The sequence below is a fragment of the Cupriavidus phytorum genome, assembly GCF_003254285.1.
Classification (GTDB): Bacteria; Pseudomonadota; Gammaproteobacteria; order Burkholderiales; family Burkholderiaceae; genus Cupriavidus; species Cupriavidus phytorum.
In genome coordinates, this window is sequence record NZ_QKZN01000008.1 from 1 (window position 1) to 17,586 (window position 17,586).

Genomic DNA, 17,586 nt, shown 5'->3' on the forward strand with positions numbered 1-17,586 from the left:
CGGCCGATGCCGGTGATGATGCCGGCGCCGGGCGCGGCATCGTCGTACATGTCGTACGCGGCCAGCTGCGACAGCTCCAGGAACGGCGTGCCGGGATCGAGCAGCTGCTGCACGCGCTCGCGCGGCAGCAGCTTGCCGCGCGCCAGGTGCTTGTCGCGCGCGGCCGCGCCGCCGCCTTCGGCCAGCTTCGCGATCTTCGCCTTGAGGTCGGCCACCAGCGCCCGCATGGACTCGGCATTGGCCTTGAAGGATTCGGAGCGGGCGTTCAGTTTGCTTTCGAGCGTGGGCATCTCGGAGTCTCTTGCCAGATTGGGTTGTGCGCCGCCTGCCGCCGTCCTGCCGCGGCCGGCCTCAGCCGGCTGCCTTGGGCAACGGGTGCCCGGGCATCAGCTCATACGGATGCTTCCAGCCCGGCAAGGCGCGAAAGCGCTCGGTCCACGCGTGGATATGCGGATATTCCTTGCGCCAGTGCACGCCGATCTCGTCATCGAAGAAGACGTAGCCGGCCAGCGAGAAGTCGGCGATGGTGGGGCGCTCGCCCAGCACGAAGTCGCGTCCGTCCAGGTGTGCGTTCAGTACGTTCCACGCGCCTTCGCAGCGCGCGCGGAAGAACTCCAGCACGGCCGGATCGGGCGACCTGGCGAAGGTGCGCATGAAGCGATAGGTGGCGGTGTACGAGGTGAACTTGTGGTTGTCGAACAGCAGCCAGCGCAGCACCTCGGCGCGCTCGACTTCGTTGCGCGGGCCGAACGCATCCAGGCGCTTGGCCAGCGTCTCGAGGATGGCGCCGGACTGCGACAGGCGCTGGCCACCGAACTCCAGCACCGGCACCTCGCCCATCACGTTGATGGCACGGTATTCCGGGGTGCGGGTCTCGCCGTTGAAGAAATCGACAAAGCGCGCCCGCCACAACGGCTGGCCGCGCTGCACGCCGACGGTTTCCAGCAGCTGCGCCACCTTGTAGGCGTTGCCGGACTGGGCAAAGCAATACAGCAGGTACTCGGGCTCGTTCTGCTTGTCGGTGCTCATGGTCTCTCCCCGATGATGTCGCCATCCACATAAAGCCAGCGCGGCGCCTCGCCCGGGGCGCGCGCCTCGCAGACAAAGCGGCTGCGCTCATGCAGCCGCCAGGCGCGACCGCCTACCTTGTAGCGCGCCACGAATTCCACTTCGGCATGCGTGTCGTCCTGCTGCGCATGCGCCTTGACCGCCAGGCCGAGCCAGCGCGTCGCGGTGTCGGGCACCAGGTCGGCCGGGCAGGTGGACGCATGCCAGGTCTGGCGCAGCCAGTCGATATCGTTCAGCACATAGGCGCTGTAGCGCGAGCGCATCAGCGCCTCGGCATTGGGCGGCAGCGCCTCGCCGCGGTGAAAGCGGCCGCAGCAGGCGTCATAGTCAGCGCTGCCGCACGGGCACGGCACCGGGCCGGCCTTGGGCAGGCGCTGCGCCGCCTTGGTTGCCTTCGCCGCCCTTGCGCCCGTCATCCCACCAGCTCCGGCAGCTCGCGCATGTCGGTGAAGATGATGCGCGCGCCGGCCTCGCGCAGCTGCGCGGCATCGTTGCGCGCGGCGTAGCCGAACACCGTCATGCCGGCCGCCACACCCGCGGTCACGCCGGTCGGGCTGTCTTCCACCACGGCGCAGCGCGCGGGCTCGACGCCCATGGTGCGCGCGGCCAGCAGGTACACGTCCGGTGCCGGCTTGCTGCGGGCCACCTCGGTGGCCGAGAAGATATGCTCGCGCTGGTCCTGCTGGAACAGCTCGACCAGCCCGGTCTTGGTCAGCTGCAGCTTGACCTTGACGCGGTCCGCGCCCGACGCCACGCACACCGGCATGCCGGTAGCGGCGACCGCGCGGATGGCTTCGCGCACATGCGCCACCGCCGCGACCTCTTCTTCCAGCACCGCATTGCGGCGCGCCAGCCAGGTTGACAGCCAGTTCTCGGGCAGCGGCGCGCCGCGCATGCGTTCGATCATGTCAAGTTCTTCGCGCACCGCGCGGCCCAGGAACAGGCGCGTGGAGTCTTCCAGCGAGATCTCGATGCCGAGCTCGTTCAGCATCTGGTTGAGCACGCGGTTGACGATGGGCTCGCTGTCGACGAGCACGCCGTCGCAATCGAAGATCACACAATCGAAGCGGCCGGAATGGCCGGGGGTTGCTGCAGTCATGCGGGTTTCTTTTCCTTGGTTTCGGGGTTGGGCACGGCCCTGAGCTCGGTCTGGCGGCGGCTCTTCAGGTGGGCCTCGACCTGGTCGAAGCGGTCGAAGCCCCAGAACGGCTCGCCGTCGACGATGACGAAGGGCGAGCCGAACACGCCCTTGGCCATCGCCACTTCGATCTCGGCCTTGAGCTGGTCCTTGATCTGGTAGCTGGTGGCGCCGGCATCGAGCGCCTGCACGTCCACGCCCAGCGGCTCGGCCAGCTTCATGATCTCGGCCGGCTCGGCGATGTTGATATCGTCGACGAACAGCGCGCGGTACACCGAGCGGGCAAAGGCCGCGGCCAGGTCGTCGCCGTGATGGTTCTGCAGCCACAGCATGGCGCGCGCGGCATGCGTGGTCGGCAGCGGGAAATGCGTGGGGCGCTTGTAGTCGATGCCGTGGAAGCGCGCGGTGCGCTCGAAGTCGCGCCAGCTGTAGTCGCCCTTGAGCGGCAGCTGCGGCAGCGGCGACGCGCCGGTGGTCTTGAACACCACGCCCAGCAGGATCGGATGCCAGGCGACGTTGCGCCCGTACTTCTGCGCCAGGTCGTCGATACGGGTGCTGGCGAAGTAGCCGTACGGCGAAGAGAAATCGAAGTAGAAGTCGATCGCTGCGGTCATGTCGGGGCCCTATTCTTGTGGTTGCAGGTCCGGTTGCGGGGGAAAACGTGACGCGGGCGTGACGCCGGCGCGGCACGCCTGCCCATCGTACGCGCAAATGGCGGCGCTAGGCCAGCGCGCGCGCGATCAGGATCTTCTGGATGTCGCTGGTGCCCTCGTAGATCTGGCACACGCGCACGTCGCGGTAGATGCGCTCGACCGGGAAGTCGCTGACATAGCCGTAGCCGCCGAACACCTGGATCGCATCGGAGCAGACCCGTTCGGCCATCTCGCTTGCGAACAGCTTGGCCATCGCCGCCTCCTTCAGGCACGGGCGCCCGGCATCGCGCAGCGCGGCGGCGTGCCACACCATCTGGCGCGCGACGTCGATGCGCGTGGCCATCTCGGCCAGGCGGAACTGCACCGCCTGGTGCTGGAACAGCGGCTGGCCGAAACTCTCGCGTTCCTTGGCATACGCAAGCGCCGCTTCAAACGCGGCGCGCGCCATGCCGATGCTCTGCGAGGCGATGCCGATGCGGCCTCCCTCCAGCCCCGACAGCGCCATCTTGTAGCCGCCGCCCTCGTCGCCGAGCAGGTTGGCGGCCGGCACGCGGCAGTCCTCGAACAGGATCTGCGCGGTGTCCGACGAATGCTGCCCGAGCTTGTCCTCGAGCCGCGCCACCACGTAGCCCGGGGTCGAGGTCGGCACGATGAAGGCGCTGATGCCGCGCTTTCCGGCGGCCTTGTCGGTCACCGCCAGCACGATCGCCACGTCGGCGTTCTGGCCGCTGGTGATGAACTGCTTGACGCCGTTGAGCACGTAGTGGTCGCCGTCGCGGACCGCCGTGGTGCGCAGCGCCGCGGCATCGGAACCGACGTGCGGCTCGGTCAGGCAGAACGCGCCCAGCATCTCGCCGCGCGCCAGCGGCACCAGCCACTGCTGCTTCTGCGCCTCGCTGGCGAACGACATCAGCATGCTGCACACCGGGCAGTTGTTGACGCTGATGACGGTCGAGGTGCCGCCGTCGCCGGCCGCGATCTCTTCCAGGATCAGCGCCAGCGACAGGTAGTCGAGCCCGGCGCCGCCATACTGCTCCGGCACCGCCACGCCATACGCGCCCAGCGCTGCCAGCTCGCGATGCACGTCCTTGGGGAAGGTCTTGTCGCGGTCCCACTGCGCGGCCTGCGGCGCGATCACTTCCTGCGTGAACTGGCGCACGGCGTCGCGGATCATTTCCTGTTCGGGGGTCAGCAGCATGTCGGTTCGGTGATGAAGTGTGCGGGCCGCCCTTACCAGGGGATGGGCGTGCCGTCGTAGTTGTGGAAGGTGCCGTTGTCGCGGCGCTTGACGCCGGCCAGCACCTGGCGCATGCCCTTGACGCTCTGCTGCACGGTCAGGTCGGCTTCCTGGCCGCCCATGTCGGTCTTGACCCAGCCCGGATGCAGCGCGACGCAGGTGGCGTGGCGCGCATCCAGCGCCACCGCGCGCAGCGCCGCGTTGGCGCCGGCCTTGCTGACGCGGTACAGCCAGCTGGTGCTGTGCTCCATCGCGCCGATGCTGCCCATGCGCGACGACAGCACCGCCAGCACGCCGCCATGGCCCGACTGCCCGGCCTCGACATAGGGCAGCAGCAACGGCAGCGCCATCATCGGCCCGAGCACGTTGACATGCATGACGCGGTCGAACTCCGGCGGCGTGACCGGTTGCGCGCTCTCGGTGCGCGGCCCCATCACGCCGGCGTTGTAGATCGCCACGTCGAGCGCCTCGCCATCGAGCTTCCAGCCCAGGCCCGCCACCGCGCCGGCATCGGACAGGTCGGCCTGGTGCGCCTCGGCGCCGAGCGCCTCCAGCGCACCGACGCCTTCGGGCGTGCGCGCCGCCGCGATGACGCGCCAGCCGTCGGCACGGTACTGGCGCACGAATTCAAGGCCGATGCCGCGCGAGGCACCGAGGATGAGGGCGGTTGGCAAGGTGGGCCTCCTTTTTCTGGTTTCGCTCCCCTCTCCCATTTATGGGAGAGGGGAGCAAACAAAGCGGGAACGGATCGCGTTACAGGATCTCGATCCCCACCGCCGTCGCCTCCCCGCCGCCGATGCACAGGCTCGCCACGCCCCGCTTGCCGCCGGTCTTGCGCAGCGCGCCGATCAGCGTGGTCATGATGCGCGCGCCCGAGGCGCCGATCGGGTGGCCCAGCGCGCAGGCGCCGCCGTGGATATTGACCTTGTCGCGCGGGATCTTGAGGTCGTGCATGGCCGCCATCGGCACCACGGCGAAGGCCTCGTTGATCTCGAACAGGTCGACGCTGTCGGTGTTCCAGTCGAGCTTGCGGTACAGCTTGGCGATGGCCTCGACCGGCGCGGTAGTGAACCAGCCCGGTGCCTGCGCATGAGTGGTGTGGCCCAGCATGCGCGCGATCGGCTGCAGGCCCAGCGCCTTCGCGGTCGAGGCGCGCATCATCACCAGCGCCGAGGCGCCGTCGTTGATCGACGACGACGAGGCCGCGGTGATGGTGCCGTCCTTGGCAAACGCCGGCTTGAGCGACGGGATCTTGTCGAGCTTGATGCGGCGCGGGCCCTCGTCGGTATCGATCACCGTGTCGCCGCCCTTGCCCGATACCGTTACCGGCGCGATCTCCCAGCGGAAGTCGCCGTTCTCGGTGGCCTGCTGCGCGCGGCGCACGCTTTCGATTGCAAATTCGTCCTGCTGCTGGCGCGTGAAGCCGTACTTGGCGGCGCAGTCCTCGCCGAAGGTGCCCATGGCGCGGCCCTTGTCATACGCGTCTTCGAGGCCGTCCAGCATCATGTGGTCGTAAATCATGCCGTGGCCGATGCGATAGCCGCCGCGACCCTTCGGGATCAGGTACGGCGCATTGGTCATGCTCTCCATACCGCCGGCGACGGCAATGTCGAACGAACCGGCGACCAGGCCGTCATAGACGGTCATGGCCGCGCGCATGCCCGAGCCGCACATCTTGTTGACGGTGGTGCAGCCCGTGCCCAGCGGCAGGCCCGCGCCGAGCGCCGCCTGGCGCGCCGGGGCCTGGCCCTGGCCGGCGGGCAGCACGCAGCCGAACACCACTTCCTCTACCTGCTCGGGCTTGAGCCCGGCGCGCTCGACCGCCGCGCGGATGGCCACGGCGCCGAGCTGCGGCGCGGTGACGCTGGCGAATTCGCCCTGGAACGCAGCCATCGGCGTGCGCGCGGCTGAAACGATGACGATCTCTTCCATGTCGGGTCTCCTGGATCGGTAGCTAGGTATCGGTGGTGGCGGATAGATGGTTTAGCGAATCGAGGCCTGCGGCGGCTCGCCGTACTGGCGGTAGGCCGCGGCCAGCTGCTCGTGCAGCTCGTCGTTGTTGCTGGCGGCCATGCCGAGGTCGCGCAGCAGGCCGTCGGACACGCCGTAGATCCAGCCGTGCACGGTGATGGCCTGGCCGCGGGCCCAGGCGTCCTGGATCACGGTGGTCTGGCAGACGTTGTTGACCTGCTCGATCACGTTGAGCTCGCACAGCCGGGTATGGGCGTCTTCCTCGCGCAGGATGGTGCCGAGGTAGGACTCGTGCTTGTCGGCCACGTCGCGCACATGGCGCAGCCAGTTGTCGGCCAGGCCGATGCGCTCGCGCTTGAGCGCCACCTTGACGCCGCCGCAGCCGTAGTGGCCGACCACGGTGATATGGCGCACCTTGAGCACTTCGACCGCGAACTGGATCACCGACAGCGCGTTCAGGTCGCTGTGCGCGATCACGTTGGCGATGTTGCGGTGGACGAACACCTCGCCCGGTGCCAGCCCCAGGATCTGGTTGGCCGGCACGCGCGAATCGGAGCAGCCGATCCACAGGTATTCCGGCGCCTGCTGGTTGGCCAGGCGGGTGAAGAAGGCCGGATCTTCCGCATTGACGCGGTCGACCCAGTCGCGGTTGTTGCGGAACAGCTGGGCGATGGCGTCATTCATGCGACTCTCCTTGCAGGGCCGGCAGCGGGCTGTGGGTGGGGGTGTGGGCCGGGCTGATCGACGGACGGCTCGGCGCCGTAGCGGTGAATGAATCGCTCTGAAGCGTGATAGGCAAAAAAGTCATGGACATGTCCGGCCAGCAGCCGGTCCTTGTGGCTCTGCCACATGGCAGGGTCAAAAAAATCCGCATGGTGGCGCAGGAACGCCGCGCCTACGCGCGGATCGCCCAGCAGGAAGGTGCGGAAGGTCTCGGGAAAGATGTCGTGCGGACGCACCGTGTACCAGACTTCGCCCGACATCTCCTCTTCCTCGTTGCGCGGCTGCGGCACGTGGCGGATGTTGCAGTCGGTCAGGTACTCGATCTCGTCGTAGTCGTAGAACACCACGCGCCCGTGGCGCGTGACGCCAAAGTTCTTGTACAGCATGTCGCCCGGGAAGATGTTCGCCGCGATCAGCTCCTTGATCGCGTTGCCGTACTCGATCACGCCGTGCTCGACCTGCGCGTCGGAGCCCTCCTGCAGGTAGATGTTCAGCGGCGTCATGCGGCGCTCGATATAGACGTGGCGCACCACGATCTCTTCGCCGCCGTCCTTGGCGCGCTGGTATTCGATCATCGATGGCGCGTGCTGCTCGAACTCGCGCACCAGCGCCTCGTCGAAGCGCGACAGCGGGAACGCCACGTCGGAGTATTCCAGCGTATCCGCCATGCGGCCGACGCGGTCGTGCTGCTTCACCAGCTGGTACTTCGACTTGACCAGCTCGCGCGTGGTTTCCTTGGGCGCCGGGAAAACATCGCGGATCACCTTGAACACGTACGGATACGACGGCAGCGTGAACACCAGCATCACCAGCCCGCGGATGCCGGGCGCGACGATGAACTTGTCCGACGAATGCTGCAGGTGGTGCAGGAAATCGCGGTAGAACAGGTTCTTGCCCTGCTTCTGCAAGCCCAGCGAGGTATAGATCTCCGCGCGCGGCTTGCGCGGCATGATGTCGCGCAGGAAGGTCACGTAGGCCGACGGGATCTCCATGTCGACCATGAAGTAGGAGTGCGTGAACGAGAACAGGATCAGCAGCTGTTCCTTCTTCAGCAGCACCGTGTCGAGCACCAGCTTGCCCGACGGCCCGTGCAGGATCGGGATCGCCAGCGGGAAGGTGCGGTCGCCGTTGACGATGCGGCCGATGATGAAGGCCGCCTTGTTGCGGAAGAACAGCGACGACAGCGTATGGATCTGGAAATTCGGCGCGATGCGAAGGTCGCCGAAATGCTCGCCGACGGCGCGCACCACGTAGCCGATGTCGCGCTGCAGGTCCTCGAACGGCCGCTCGAGCTGGAAGTTGTGGACGATGCGCTCGAAACACGCAGCCATGCCCTCGCGGCTACCCGGATAGTAGGCGCGGAAGGTCGGGCGCGTCGGCGATTCCTCATTCTCGATGTACTCGGTCGAGATCGCCGGGCGCACGAAGATGAAATCGTTGTTGAAGTACGAGCGGTGCAGGATGCGCGTGCACACCGAGTTGAAGAAGGTCTCGGCCAGCTCGGGCTGGTGGTGGTTGGTCAGCAGCCCGATGTAGTGCAGCTTGATCTGCTGCCAGATCTCGTCCTCGATATTCTCGGCGTCGTACTCGTCTTCCAGGATCACGCTGGACTCGCGCACGCGCTCGTTGTAGAAGGCGATGCGGTCGCGCTGGATCTGCTGCAGCCCGTGCCAGTCGCCGGCCTCGAACTTCAGCTTGGCCTGGTGGCTGACCTCGCGGAACAGGCGGTAGTGCTTGTCGAACCCGTCGAGCATCGTTCTCGCCACATCGTAGGCAATCTGCGAGGAGAGCAGTTTGGGGAAGTGGGACATGGGTCGACGGGGACGACTGCGTGACGGTCTTGCGACGGGTAGTGAGATTGTAAATGGGTTCCGGGCCAGCGCCCCGGATGTCCGGGGGCGCCGGAGGTGATTCCGGCGTCCCCGCGCACCGTTACATCGTTTCCGCGAACAGCTCGCGCCCGATCAGCATGCGGCGGATCTCCGAGGTGCCGGCGCCGATCTCGTACAGCTTGGCGTCGCGCCACAGGCGGCCGGCCGGGTACTCGTTGATATAGCCGTTGCCGCCCAGGATCTGCACGGTCTCGCCCGCCATCCAGGTGGCCTTTTCCGCGGTGTACAGGATCACCGCGGCGCAGTCCTTGCGCACCTGGCGCACGTGGTCGCTGCCGAGCGCGTCCAGGTTCTTGCCGACCGTGTACAGGTAGCTGCGCGCCGCCTGCAGCGTGGTGTACATGTCGGCCACCTTGCCCTGGATCAGCTGGAATTCGCCGATGCTCTGGCCGAACTGCTTGCGGTCGTGGATATACGGCGTGACCACGTCCATGCACGCCTGCATGATGCCGACCGGGCCGCCGGACAGCACCGCGCGCTCGTAATCCAGGCCGCTCATCAGCACCTTGGCGCCGCCATTCTCGGCACCCAGGATGTTCTCGACCGGCACCTCGACGTCCTCGAACACCAGCTCGCCGGTGTGCGAGCCGCGCATGCCCAGCTTGTCCAGCTTCTGCGCCACCGAGAAGCCCTTCATGCCCTTCTCGACGATAAACGCGGTCATGCCGCGCGCACCCAGCTCGGGCTCGGTCTTGGCGTAGACCACCAGCACGTCGCAGTCCGGGCCGTTGGTGATCCACATCTTGGTGCCGTTCAGCACGTAGCGGTCACCCTTCAGTTGCGCGCGCAGCTTCATGCTGACCACGTCGGAGCCGGCGTTGGGCTCGCTCATCGCGAGCGCGCCGATCCATTCGCCCGAGACCAGCCTGGGCAGGTACTTCGCCTTCTGTGCCGGCGTGCCGTTGCGATGGATCTGGTTCACGCACAGGTTGGAATGCGCGCCGTACGACAGGCCCACCGAGGCCGAGGCGCGGCTGATCTCCTCCATCGCGATCATGTGGGCCAGGTAGCCCATATTGGCGCCGCCGTATTCCTCGGCCACGGTAATGCCGAGCACGCCGAGGTCGCCCATCTTTTTCCAGGCGTCCATCGGGAACTGGTCGGTGCGGTCGATCTCGCCGGCGCGCGGGGCCAGTTCGGCCTGGGCCCAGTCGCGCACGGCGCCGCGCAGCATTTCGATGTCTTCGCCCAGATCGAATTTCAGGCCTGGCAGTTCAGTCATGATGGTCTCCTGTAGGAATCGGTGTGTCGGTGTGTCGGTGTGTCTATGGGTTCCGGGGTCGCCGGATCGATCGGTTCAGACGTGGCCCAGCGTCTTGACCACGCACAGCGTCATCAGCATGGTCGCCACCGGCTTGCGGCGGCCTTGCTGCTCGACGTAGACATCGCCCTGCGCCACGATCAGCGTGCGCCCGGGCTTGAGCACCCGCCCCACCGCCACCAGGCGTTCGCCCTGGGCGGGGGACAGCAGGTTGATCTTGTACTCGGCGGTCAGGCCCGCCTCTTCTTCGCCGACCAGCGTCAGCGCGGCATAGCCGCAGGCGCTGTCGGCCAGTGCGCCGACCACGCCGCCGTGGAAGAAGCCGTGCTGCTGGGTCACGCCCTCGGACCACGGCATTGCCAGTTCCACTTCGCCGCGCTGCACGCGCGCCAGCTCGGCGCCGAAGGTGCGCATCAGCCCCTGGCGCGAGAAACTGGTGGCAATGGCGTCGGCCCGCGCGGCGGACAGCGGTTCCGGTTCAGCGGGCACGGCATGGGCGAGAGAGGCGGTCATGGCGGGTTCCGGTGTGGGGGCCTGTCTGGATGGACAGCGCACGGCCAACGCGCTGTCCGGCTATTCTATTTACGTTTACGTAAACGTCAATGCTGGATCGCACGGAGGCATGCACAAATGCCGCTCAGGCGGCATGGCTCTGGTCCTGCGCGTCGTCGCCGCTCTGCGCCGCCAGCAACGCCCTGCACTGGCGCTCGTGCTGGTCGATCTCGGCCAGTTGCGCCTGCAGGTCTTCCATCTGGCGCTCCAGCGTGCGGCGGTGCGCGGCGAGCGCGACCAGGAACCGGTCCAGTTGCGGGGCGGTATCGCGCGGCGATTCATAAAGATCAAGGATCTCGCGGATCTCGTTGAGAGTAAGCCCCAACCTCTTGCCCCGCAGTGTGAGCTTGAGCCGGGTCCGCTCACGGCCGTTGTAGACGCGCTTGCGCCCGCCCGGCCCTTCGCGCTGCGGCGACAGCAGGCCCTGGTCCTCGTAGAAGCGGATGGCACGCGGCGTGACGTCGAATTCACGCGCGAGGTCGGTAATGGTGTAGGTGGCGGAAGCCGCCGCTGGCGTCGCTGACATGGCCTGACCAAAGAAAGTGAACGGTCGTTCGTTGCGAAGTCAAGTTTTCGCTTAAGATGGAAACGAACCCGTATGGTTGACGTTTACGTTAGCGTCAACCAGATCGGCTGGCAACCGGTGCTTGCACGCCCCCCCTCGCGCATGATCGGGGACGTGCCGGCAGAACGAGAAAGCCCGCGCGCCGCCGCCAGGCTTCGACCACGAGACTCCTCATGAACGCACTCGAACACCAGCTCCAATACCCGTTCGGCGAAACCATGCCGGCGCCCGGCACCAGGCAGGAAGTCGCCCCGGGCGTCTACTGGCTGCGCATGCCGCTGCCGTTCGCGCTCGACCATATCAACCTGTGGCTGCTGCGCGACCGCCTGGACGGACGCGAGGGCTGGACCATCGTCGACTGCGGCATCACCAACGACACCATCAAGGCGCACTGGGAAACCATCTTCGCCAACGAGCTGGAAGGCCTGCCGGTGGTGCGCGTGCTGGTCACGCACAGCCATCCCGACCACGTCGGCCTGGCGCACTGGCTGTGCCGGCGTTTCGACGTGCGCCTGTGGATGAGCCTGGGCGACTACATGAGCGCGCGCGTGATGGGCAGCGGCACCGGGGCCGGGTCGAGTGCCGGCGGCGAGGCCGCCGCCGCGCATTTCGCGCTGCATGGCCTGACCGATGCCGACAGCCAGGAGAAGCTGCGCGCGCGCAAGACCTATTACCCGTCGCTGGTGCCGGACCTGCCGACGCAATACCGCCGCCTGATGGAGGGCGACACGGTGCGCATCGGCACCGACGCGGCCACCTCCTGCTGGCGCGTGATCACCGGCTTCGGCCATTCGCCCGAGCATGTGGCGCTGTATAACGCCGCCACCAATGTGCTGATCTCCGGCGACATGGTACTGCCGCGCATCTCGACCAATGTCAGCGTGTTCGACATGGAACCCGAGGCCAATTCGCTGCAGCTTTACCTGGATTCGCTAAGCAAGTACGAGCCGCTGCCGCAGGACGTGCTGATCCTGCCGTCGCACGGCCGGCCCTTCCGCAACCTGCATACCCGCATCCTGCAGCTGCGCGAACACCATGCCGACCGCCTCGCCGAAACGCTGGAGGCGTGCCGCGAGAAGCCCTGCTGCGCGCACGACATCGTCAGCGTGATCTTCAAGCGCCAGTTCGACATCCACCAGATGACCTTCGCCATGGGCGAGTCGCTGGCCCACCTGCACTGCCTGTGGCACCGCGGCGAGCTGGTGCGCGCAACCGGCGACGACGGCGTGATCCGCTTCCGCGCCGCCTGAGGTCCTCAGTTGGCGGCCGCCAGCGCCGCCAGGTAGCGCACCCCGTCGACGGCGCGGCTGCCGTACCAGGACAGCATCTCGCCGTCGACCAGCAGCACCGGCTTGCCGAGCTGGCGCTCGAGCGCCTCGGCATGGTCTTCGGTAAAGCGGTAGGGCTCGGTCGACAGCAGCACCAGGTCGAGCTCGCGCACCAGCGCATCGCTCCAGCGGAAGGTCGGGTAGCGCTCGCCGGGCGCATTCGGACGGCTGCAGTTGCCGCCGTCGCAGGCCTGCATGGCGTCCGCGCCGCCGGGCCAGGTCTGCCAGTTGGCCAGCGCCAGCATGCGGCTGATATAGGTGTCGCGCGACACCGTCATCCACGGGTCCTGCCAGATCGCGTACAGCACGCGCCGTGGCGGCCATGGCCGCACGCGGATCGCATCCAGTTGCGCCTGCAGCGCCGCGCACAGCGACTCGGCCTCGGCATGGCAGCCGAAGATGCCACCCAGCAGCCGGTACAGCCCGAGGTTGTCTTCCGGCGCGCACGGATGGGTGACGATCACGTTGGGCACGAAGCCGCGGATCTCGTCGACCGTCTCGCGCCGGTTCTCGTCGATATTGACCACCACATGGGTGGGCGCCAGCGCGCGCAGCCGCGCCAGGTTGACGTCCTTGGTGCCGCCCACCTTGGGCACGGCACGCACCGCCGGTTCCGGATGGATGCAGAAGCCGGTGCGCGCCACCATCTGCCGCGCCAGCCCGAGCGCGAACAGCAACTCGGTCACGGACGGCACCAGCGAGGCGATCCGCACCACGCCGGTGGCGGCGGCATGCTGCTGGCCGATGGCGTCGCGCCACATCTCAGGGCTCCCGGGGTGCGTCGGCGCGGCGCGGCTTGCGCGGTGCGCCTGCGGCGAGCGCGTCGTACAGCCAGCGCGGCATCACGTGCAGCAGCGCCGCCACCACGCCCATCGGCCACGGGATCACGCGGAAGCGCCGGCCCGCCGCGATCACGCGCACGGCCTTGCGCGCGAATACGTCGGCATCGGTCAGGAACGGCATGCGGTACGGGTTGTGCGCGGTCATCGGCGTGCGGATATAGCCGGGCGCGATCGTGACCACGCGGATGCCGTGCCGGCGCTGCTCCAGCCGCAGGCTTTCGAGCAGCTTGATCACCGCCGACTTGGAAGCGCTGTAGGCCCCGGCCCCCGGCAGCCCGCGCACGCCGGCCACGCTGGCAATGCCCACCAGCGTGCCGCGCCGTCCGAAGTGGCCGGGCTCGCGCGCCTGCATCGCATGCAGGAAAGGCTGGAAGGTGGTCAGCACGCCGAACCAGTTGGTCTCCATCACCTGGCGGAAGGCGTCCAGGTCCTCGCGCTCGCTGGCGACAGTGCCGACCGAGACTCCGGCGTTGGCGATCACCACGTCCGGGCAGCCGAAATGGTCAAGGAAGTCCTGCGCCGCGCGCGCCATCGCCTCGGCATCGCGCACGTCGGCACCATAGACGCGCACCGCGCCGGGGTTGGGCAGCGTCGCCACGAATTCGCGCAGCGCGTCCTCGCGCCGCGCCACCAGGCCCAGGATGGCGCCCTGCGCGGCGTATTCGCGCGCAAGCGCCTGGCCCAGGCCGCTGGAGGCGCCGGTGAGGAAGACTTTGAGGGGACGCATGAGGGCGGGAACTCTGAATAAAAAAAAACGGCTGGTACAGGATACCAGCCGTTTGGCTTGCCACAGGTTCTTGCTCCTGGATGGGAGCAAACCCTCAGCCCATCACATCTTCTTCGCCTTGATCTGCTCCACCAGGTAATCCATGGTCTGCACCGCGCCCTGCTTGTTGCCGGCGATCGACGGCGAGGTCACGTACTTGCCCTGCACCACCACGGTCGGCACGCCGTCGATCTTGTAGGCGTCGGCGATCTTGTTGGCGCGCTGCGAATTGGTCGTCACCGTGAACGAGTTGTACGCATCCAGGAAGGCCTTGCGGTCGACGCCGTTCTTGGCCATGAAATCGGCGATCTCGTTGGTGTCGGTCAGGCGCTTGCGCTCCGTGTGGATCGCGCTGAAGACCTTGTTGTGCATGGCGTCGAGCTTGCCGATGGCTTCCAGCGCGTAGAAGATCTTGGTGTGCGGCAGCAGGTCGTCGCGGAACGCGACCGGCACGCGCTTGAACACCACGTTGCCGCCCTGCTTCTTGACCCAGGCTTCCAGGTCGGGCTCGAAGTCATAGCAGTGCGGGCAGCCATACCAGAAGAACTCGGTCACCTCGATCTTGCCCGCCGCGACCGGCTGGGGCGTCTTCAGGACCTGGTACTCCTTGCCTTCGGTGGGTGCCGCCTGCGACGGGGCGGACATCAGCAGGCCGCCCACGGCGGCGAACATGGCGAACAGTGCGGCGAGTTTTTTCATTTGAGAACGGCCTTGCGGTTTGGACGATGAGCGTATGACAGCGGCGGCGGCACCCGGTTCATCGGTGCGCCCGCCGCTTCTGGCGGGAACCTGTTGCTGCGGTGTTGCGGCGGTTACCGGGTATTAAGCGGTGCCGCCTACTGCTTGGTAAAGCGGATCACCGAGGCCTCGAAACCGGACGACTGCAGCCGGTCGCGTGCCTTGTTCATGTCTTCGATGCGGTTGAACGGCCCCAGGCGCACCCGGTACATCTTGACCCCGTTGACGTCACGCTCGGTGATGCGGGCCTCGAAGCCCTGCATCGCCAGGTTGGCCTTCTGGCGGTCGGCGTCGTCCGACGAGCGGAACGCGCCCACCTGCAGCAGATAGCCCACCTTGTGCGCGTCGGCCTGGGCGATCTCGGCGATCGGGTCCGACACCGGCTTCTCGGCCGGCTTGGTGGCGAGCGGCTTGTCGGCCGGCTTCTCGACGGGCTTGTCCAGCGGCTTGTCCACCGGCTTCTCCGCCGGGCGGGTCGCCACCGGCGGCTGGCCGTTCTGCTTGGGCTCGGGCTCCGGCGCCTGGCCCACCGGCTTGGCCGGGGTCTTGCTCCACAGCGGCTTGTTGGGGTCGCTCGGGCCTTCGTCGGCACGCTGGGCCGGGGCCGGCAGCTGGCTGGTGACGTTGCCGGGCTCGCTTGGCCGGGGGGCGTGTTTCTGCTGGAACGGCGTCGGCGACTTGGTGATGTACAGGGCGACCACCACGGCGATGGCCAGCCCGACGATCAGCCCGAGCACCAGGCCCAGGAACGTACCGCCGCGCTGCTGGCTGCGGCGGACATTGCGCGACTCGCGCTTGCGTTGCTGTTGCATGAAGTCCTCTTCGGTGATGCCGGGATTATAGAGCCAGTGCCGCCGGCGGCCGCACCGGATCGTCCCCGGGGCCGGCTGGCCCCGTGCGTCGCCGGCGGCCCGGGCCGGGCGCCGGTTGCGCGCTTACATGCGGCGCGGGGCGGACACGCCGATCACCGCCAGGCCGTTGCGCAGCACCTGGCGCGTGGCGGCCAGCAGCGCCAGGCGCGCACGCTTGACGACTTCGTCGTCGACCAGCACGCGGTCGGCGTTGTAGAAGGCGTGGAAGTCGCCGGCCAGGTCGCGCAGGTAGAACGCCACCGCGTGCGGCGCCAGTTCCGAGGCGGCGGCCGACAGCATGTCCGGGAACTCGGCCAGGCGCTGTCCCAGCGCCAGCGCCTGGGCGCTGGCCTCGGCGCCGGTCACGGCGGCCAGGTCGGCGCCGGCCAGCTCGGCCAGGCGCGTTTCCCAGTCCGCGCCGCCCCACGACTCGAAGATCGAGCAGATACGGGCATGGGCGTACTGGACGTAGTACACCGGGTTCTCGTCGTTCTGCTTGAGCGCCAGGTCGACGTCGAACACGAACTCGGTATCGGCCTTGCGCGACAGCAGGAAGAAGCGCACCGCGTCGCGGCCGCGGGTGAAGTGCGCCGGCCAGTCGGCCACGCCGCCGTCCAGGCAGCCGCGGATGGTCTCGTCGCCACCGTTGGACCATTCGATCAGGTCGCGCACGGTGACGTAGGAGCCGGCGCGCTTGGAGATCTTGACCTCCTCGCCGTTCTTCATCACGGTCACCATCTTGTGCAGCACGTAGTCGGGATAGCCCTGCGGGATGCCGATGTCCAGGCCCTGCAGGCCGGCGCGCACGCGCGCGATGGTGCCGTGGTGGTCGCTGCCCTGCACGTTGATGACCTTGGTGAAGCCGCGCTCCCACTTGGTGGTGTGGTAGGCGACGTCCGGCACGAAGTAGGTATAGGTGCCGTCGCTCTTCTTCATCACGCGGTCCTTGTCGTCGCCGTCGTCGGTGGTGCGCAGCCACAGCGCGCCCTCGCTCTCGTAGGTCTTGCCTTTACCGATCAGCGACTGCACCGCTGCGTCGACGCGGCCGTCGCTGTACAGCGACGACTCCAGGTAGTAGCGGTCGAACTTGACGCCGAAGGCCTGCAGGTCGATGTCCTGCTCGTTGCGCAGGTAGGTCACGGCGAACTTGCGGATCGAGTCGATGTCCTCGACGTTGCCCGACGCGGTGACCGGCTCCCCGTCGGAGGCGCTGACGGTCTTGCCGGCAAGGAAGTCGGCGGCGATGTCGGCGATGTAGTCGCCGTTGTAGGCGGCCTCGGGCCAGCTGGCATCGCCCGGCTTGAGGCCGCGCGCGCGCGCCTGCACCGACAGCGCCAGGGTCTGGATCTGCACGCCGGCATCGTTGTAGTAGAACTCGCGGTGCACGTGCCAGCCCTGCCACGACAGCAGGTTGGCGAGCGCATCGCCCAGTGCCGCCTGGCGGCCGTGGCCGACGTGCAGCGGGCCGGTCGGGTTGGCCGAGACGAACTCCACCAGCACCTGGCCATGCACGCCGCGCTCGCGCGCGCCGTAGTGGTCGCCCTGGTCCAGCACCGCGCGCAGCACCTCGGCCTTGGCCGCCGGCGTCAGGCGCAGGTTGATGAAGCCGGGGCCGGCGATCTCCATGGTCGCGACCAGCTGCTGCGCGCGCGCATCGGCCTGCACCGCGGCGACGATGCGCTGCGCCAGCTCGCGCGGGTTGCTCTTGAGCGCGCGCGCGACCTGCATCGCGACATTGCAGGCGAGGTCGCCATGGGCGGCCACCTTGGGCCGCTCGAAGGTGACCGCGGGCAAGGTGGCATCAGCCGGGGCGAGCGCGCGCACGGCATCGGTGAACGCGGCGGCAAGATTGGAGGTCTGAACAGGCAGCATGGATGTCGGAAGCCCTGTGGGCTGGTATTCAGGCGCAGGCCCCGCGGGCCGCGCCGGCGCCACGACCACGGCAAGTGACGGCGAATCAACGCCGCGCCGCGTGACAGGCATGGGAATCGGGAACGCGCA

At 67.8% G+C, this 17,586-nt stretch carries 19 protein-coding genes; 1 reads left to right on the top strand and 18 read right to left on the bottom strand.

Annotated features, from left to right (window positions below; all coding sequences use genetic code 11):
* The 13 genes from C7416_RS19745 to C7416_RS19805 form a co-directional block, all read right to left on the bottom strand.
* The coding region (locus C7416_RS19745; protein WP_309250941.1) for a carboxyl transferase domain-containing protein at positions 1 to 290 on the bottom strand (290 nt) is incomplete at its 3' end.
* Between the two features lie 61 nt (positions 291 to 351).
* Positions 352 to 1,029 carry a glutathione S-transferase family protein gene (locus tag C7416_RS19750; RefSeq protein ID WP_111520504.1) on the bottom strand — a complete coding sequence of 226 codons (678 nt, stop codon included), beginning with the start codon at positions 1,027 to 1,029 and terminating at the stop codon, positions 352 to 354.
* Complete coding sequence (locus C7416_RS19755) at positions 1,026 to 1,484, bottom strand: YchJ family protein (protein WP_111520505.1); 459 nt, start codon at positions 1,482 to 1,484, stop codon at positions 1,026 to 1,028. The genes C7416_RS19750 and C7416_RS19755 overlap by 4 nt, the downstream gene beginning before the upstream one ends.
* Positions 1,481 to 2,167: an HAD family hydrolase gene (locus C7416_RS19760; protein ID WP_018006630.1), complete on the bottom strand. Its 687-nt coding sequence runs from the start codon at positions 2,165 to 2,167 to the stop codon at positions 1,481 to 1,483. The genes C7416_RS19755 and C7416_RS19760 overlap by 4 nt, the downstream gene beginning before the upstream one ends.
* The gene (locus tag C7416_RS19765; RefSeq protein ID WP_111520506.1) at positions 2,164 to 2,820 is read right to left on the bottom strand and encodes a 2-hydroxychromene-2-carboxylate isomerase; all 657 of its coding nucleotides are present in this window, start codon (positions 2,818 to 2,820) and stop codon (positions 2,164 to 2,166) included. Before C7416_RS19765 ends, C7416_RS19760 begins: the two co-directional genes overlap by 4 nt.
* 106 nt (positions 2,821 to 2,926) lie before the next feature.
* Entirely contained in the window at positions 2,927 to 4,057 is a 1,131-nt protein-coding gene (locus C7416_RS19770) for an acyl-CoA dehydrogenase family protein (RefSeq protein ID WP_111520507.1), read from the bottom strand.
* Positions 4,058 to 4,089: 32 nt separating this feature from the next.
* Entirely contained in the window at positions 4,090 to 4,770 is a 681-nt protein-coding gene (locus C7416_RS19775; RefSeq protein WP_111520508.1) for an SDR family oxidoreductase, read from the bottom strand.
* Positions 4,771 to 4,849: 79 nt separating this feature from the next.
* Positions 4,850 to 6,028: an acetyl-CoA C-acetyltransferase gene (locus C7416_RS19780; protein WP_111520509.1), complete on the bottom strand. Its 1,179-nt coding sequence runs from the start codon at positions 6,026 to 6,028 to the stop codon at positions 4,850 to 4,852.
* Between the two features lie 51 nt (positions 6,029 to 6,079).
* On the bottom strand, positions 6,080 to 6,751 hold the full coding sequence (gene can, locus C7416_RS19785; RefSeq protein ID WP_012351453.1) for a carbonate dehydratase: 672 nt from the start codon (positions 6,749 to 6,751) through the stop codon (positions 6,080 to 6,082).
* Positions 6,748 to 8,601 (bottom strand): bifunctional isocitrate dehydrogenase kinase/phosphatase, encoded by a 1,854-nt coding sequence (gene aceK, locus C7416_RS19790; protein WP_111520510.1) that lies wholly within the window; start codon positions 8,599 to 8,601, stop codon positions 6,748 to 6,750. Before aceK ends, can begins: the two co-directional genes overlap by 4 nt.
* Positions 8,602 to 8,722: 121 nt before the next feature.
* The gene (locus C7416_RS19795; protein ID WP_111520511.1) at positions 8,723 to 9,904 is read right to left on the bottom strand and encodes an isovaleryl-CoA dehydrogenase; all 1,182 of its coding nucleotides are present in this window, start codon (positions 9,902 to 9,904) and stop codon (positions 8,723 to 8,725) included.
* Positions 9,905 to 9,979: 75 nt separating this feature from the next.
* Entirely contained in the window at positions 9,980 to 10,456 is a 477-nt protein-coding gene (locus C7416_RS19800) for a PaaI family thioesterase (RefSeq protein WP_111520512.1), read from the bottom strand.
* A 124-nt stretch (positions 10,457 to 10,580) separates the two neighbouring features.
* Positions 10,581 to 11,021: a MerR family transcriptional regulator gene (locus C7416_RS19805; protein WP_111520513.1), complete on the bottom strand. Its 441-nt coding sequence runs from the start codon at positions 11,019 to 11,021 to the stop codon at positions 10,581 to 10,583.
* Positions 11,022 to 11,233: 212 nt separating this feature from the next.
* Here C7416_RS19805 and C7416_RS19810 point away from each other — a divergent pair, with 212 nt between their 5' ends.
* Positions 11,234 to 12,310, top strand: coding sequence for an MBL fold metallo-hydrolase (locus C7416_RS19810; protein ID WP_111520514.1), 1,077 nt, complete (start codon positions 11,234 to 11,236; stop codon positions 12,308 to 12,310).
* Positions 12,311 to 12,315: 5 nt separating this feature from the next.
* On the opposite strand, the gene C7416_RS19815 is transcribed toward C7416_RS19810, so the two are convergent.
* The 5 genes from C7416_RS19815 to argS all read right to left on the bottom strand — a co-directional run bounded on the left by C7416_RS19815 (position 12,316) and on the right by argS (position 17,457).
* Positions 12,316 to 13,149 carry a helical backbone metal receptor gene (locus C7416_RS19815; protein ID WP_111520515.1) on the bottom strand — a complete coding sequence of 278 codons (834 nt, stop codon included), beginning with the start codon at positions 13,147 to 13,149 and terminating at the stop codon, positions 12,316 to 12,318.
* Between the two features lies 1 nt (position 13,150).
* On the bottom strand, positions 13,151 to 13,957 hold the full coding sequence (locus C7416_RS19820; RefSeq protein ID WP_111520516.1) for an SDR family oxidoreductase: 807 nt from the start codon (positions 13,955 to 13,957) through the stop codon (positions 13,151 to 13,153).
* Between the two features lie 102 nt (positions 13,958 to 14,059).
* Positions 14,060 to 14,695 (bottom strand): thiol:disulfide interchange protein DsbA/DsbL, encoded by a 636-nt coding sequence (locus C7416_RS19825; protein WP_062796259.1) that lies wholly within the window; start codon positions 14,693 to 14,695, stop codon positions 14,060 to 14,062.
* Positions 14,696 to 14,832: 137 nt separating this feature from the next.
* Positions 14,833 to 15,546 (bottom strand): SPOR domain-containing protein, encoded by a 714-nt coding sequence (locus C7416_RS19830; protein ID WP_111520517.1) that lies wholly within the window; start codon positions 15,544 to 15,546, stop codon positions 14,833 to 14,835.
* A 123-nt stretch (positions 15,547 to 15,669) separates the two neighbouring features.
* Positions 15,670 to 17,457 (bottom strand): arginine--tRNA ligase, encoded by a 1,788-nt coding sequence (gene argS / locus C7416_RS19835; protein ID WP_111520518.1) that lies wholly within the window; start codon positions 17,455 to 17,457, stop codon positions 15,670 to 15,672.
* Positions 17,458 to 17,586 lie beyond the last annotated feature (129 nt).

Coding starts and splice junctions, on each gene's coding strand:
- C7416_RS19805 (WP_111520513.1), bottom strand. CDS start 11,021: ATGTCAGCGACGCCAGCGGCGGCTTCCGCCACCTACACCATTACCGAC.
- C7416_RS19750 (WP_111520504.1), bottom strand. CDS start 1,029: ATGAGCACCGACAAGCAGAACGAGCCCGAGTACCTGCTGTATTGCTTT.
- C7416_RS19800 (WP_111520512.1), bottom strand. CDS start 10,456: ATGACCGCCTCTCTCGCCCATGCCGTGCCCGCTGAACCGGAACCGCTG.
- C7416_RS19765 (WP_111520506.1), bottom strand. CDS start 2,820: ATGACCGCAGCGATCGACTTCTACTTCGATTTCTCTTCGCCGTACGGC.
- C7416_RS19820 (WP_111520516.1), bottom strand. CDS start 13,957: ATGCGTCCCCTCAAAGTCTTCCTCACCGGCGCCTCCAGCGGCCTGGGC.
- C7416_RS19780 (WP_111520509.1), bottom strand. CDS start 6,028: ATGGAAGAGATCGTCATCGTTTCAGCCGCGCGCACGCCGATGGCTGCG.
- C7416_RS19755 (WP_111520505.1), bottom strand. CDS start 1,484: ATGACGGGCGCAAGGGCGGCGAAGGCAACCAAGGCGGCGCAGCGCCTG.
- C7416_RS19795 (WP_111520511.1), bottom strand. CDS start 9,904: ATGACTGAACTGCCAGGCCTGAAATTCGATCTGGGCGAAGACATCGAA.
- C7416_RS19830 (WP_111520517.1), bottom strand. CDS start 15,546: ATGCAACAGCAACGCAAGCGCGAGTCGCGCAATGTCCGCCGCAGCCAG.
- C7416_RS19815 (WP_111520515.1), bottom strand. CDS start 13,149: ATGTGGCGCGACGCCATCGGCCAGCAGCATGCCGCCGCCACCGGCGTG.
- C7416_RS19770 (WP_111520507.1), bottom strand. CDS start 4,057: ATGCTGCTGACCCCCGAACAGGAAATGATCCGCGACGCCGTGCGCCAG.
- argS (WP_111520518.1), bottom strand. CDS start 17,457: ATGCTGCCTGTTCAGACCTCCAATCTTGCCGCCGCGTTCACCGATGCC.
- C7416_RS19760 (WP_018006630.1), bottom strand. CDS start 2,167: ATGACTGCAGCAACCCCCGGCCATTCCGGCCGCTTCGATTGTGTGATC.
- aceK (WP_111520510.1), bottom strand. CDS start 8,601: ATGTCCCACTTCCCCAAACTGCTCTCCTCGCAGATTGCCTACGATGTG.
- C7416_RS19825 (WP_062796259.1), bottom strand. CDS start 14,695: ATGAAAAAACTCGCCGCACTGTTCGCCATGTTCGCCGCCGTGGGCGGC.
- can (WP_012351453.1), bottom strand. CDS start 6,751: ATGAATGACGCCATCGCCCAGCTGTTCCGCAACAACCGCGACTGGGTC.
- C7416_RS19810 (WP_111520514.1), top strand. CDS start 11,234: ATGAACGCACTCGAACACCAGCTCCAATACCCGTTCGGCGAAACCATG.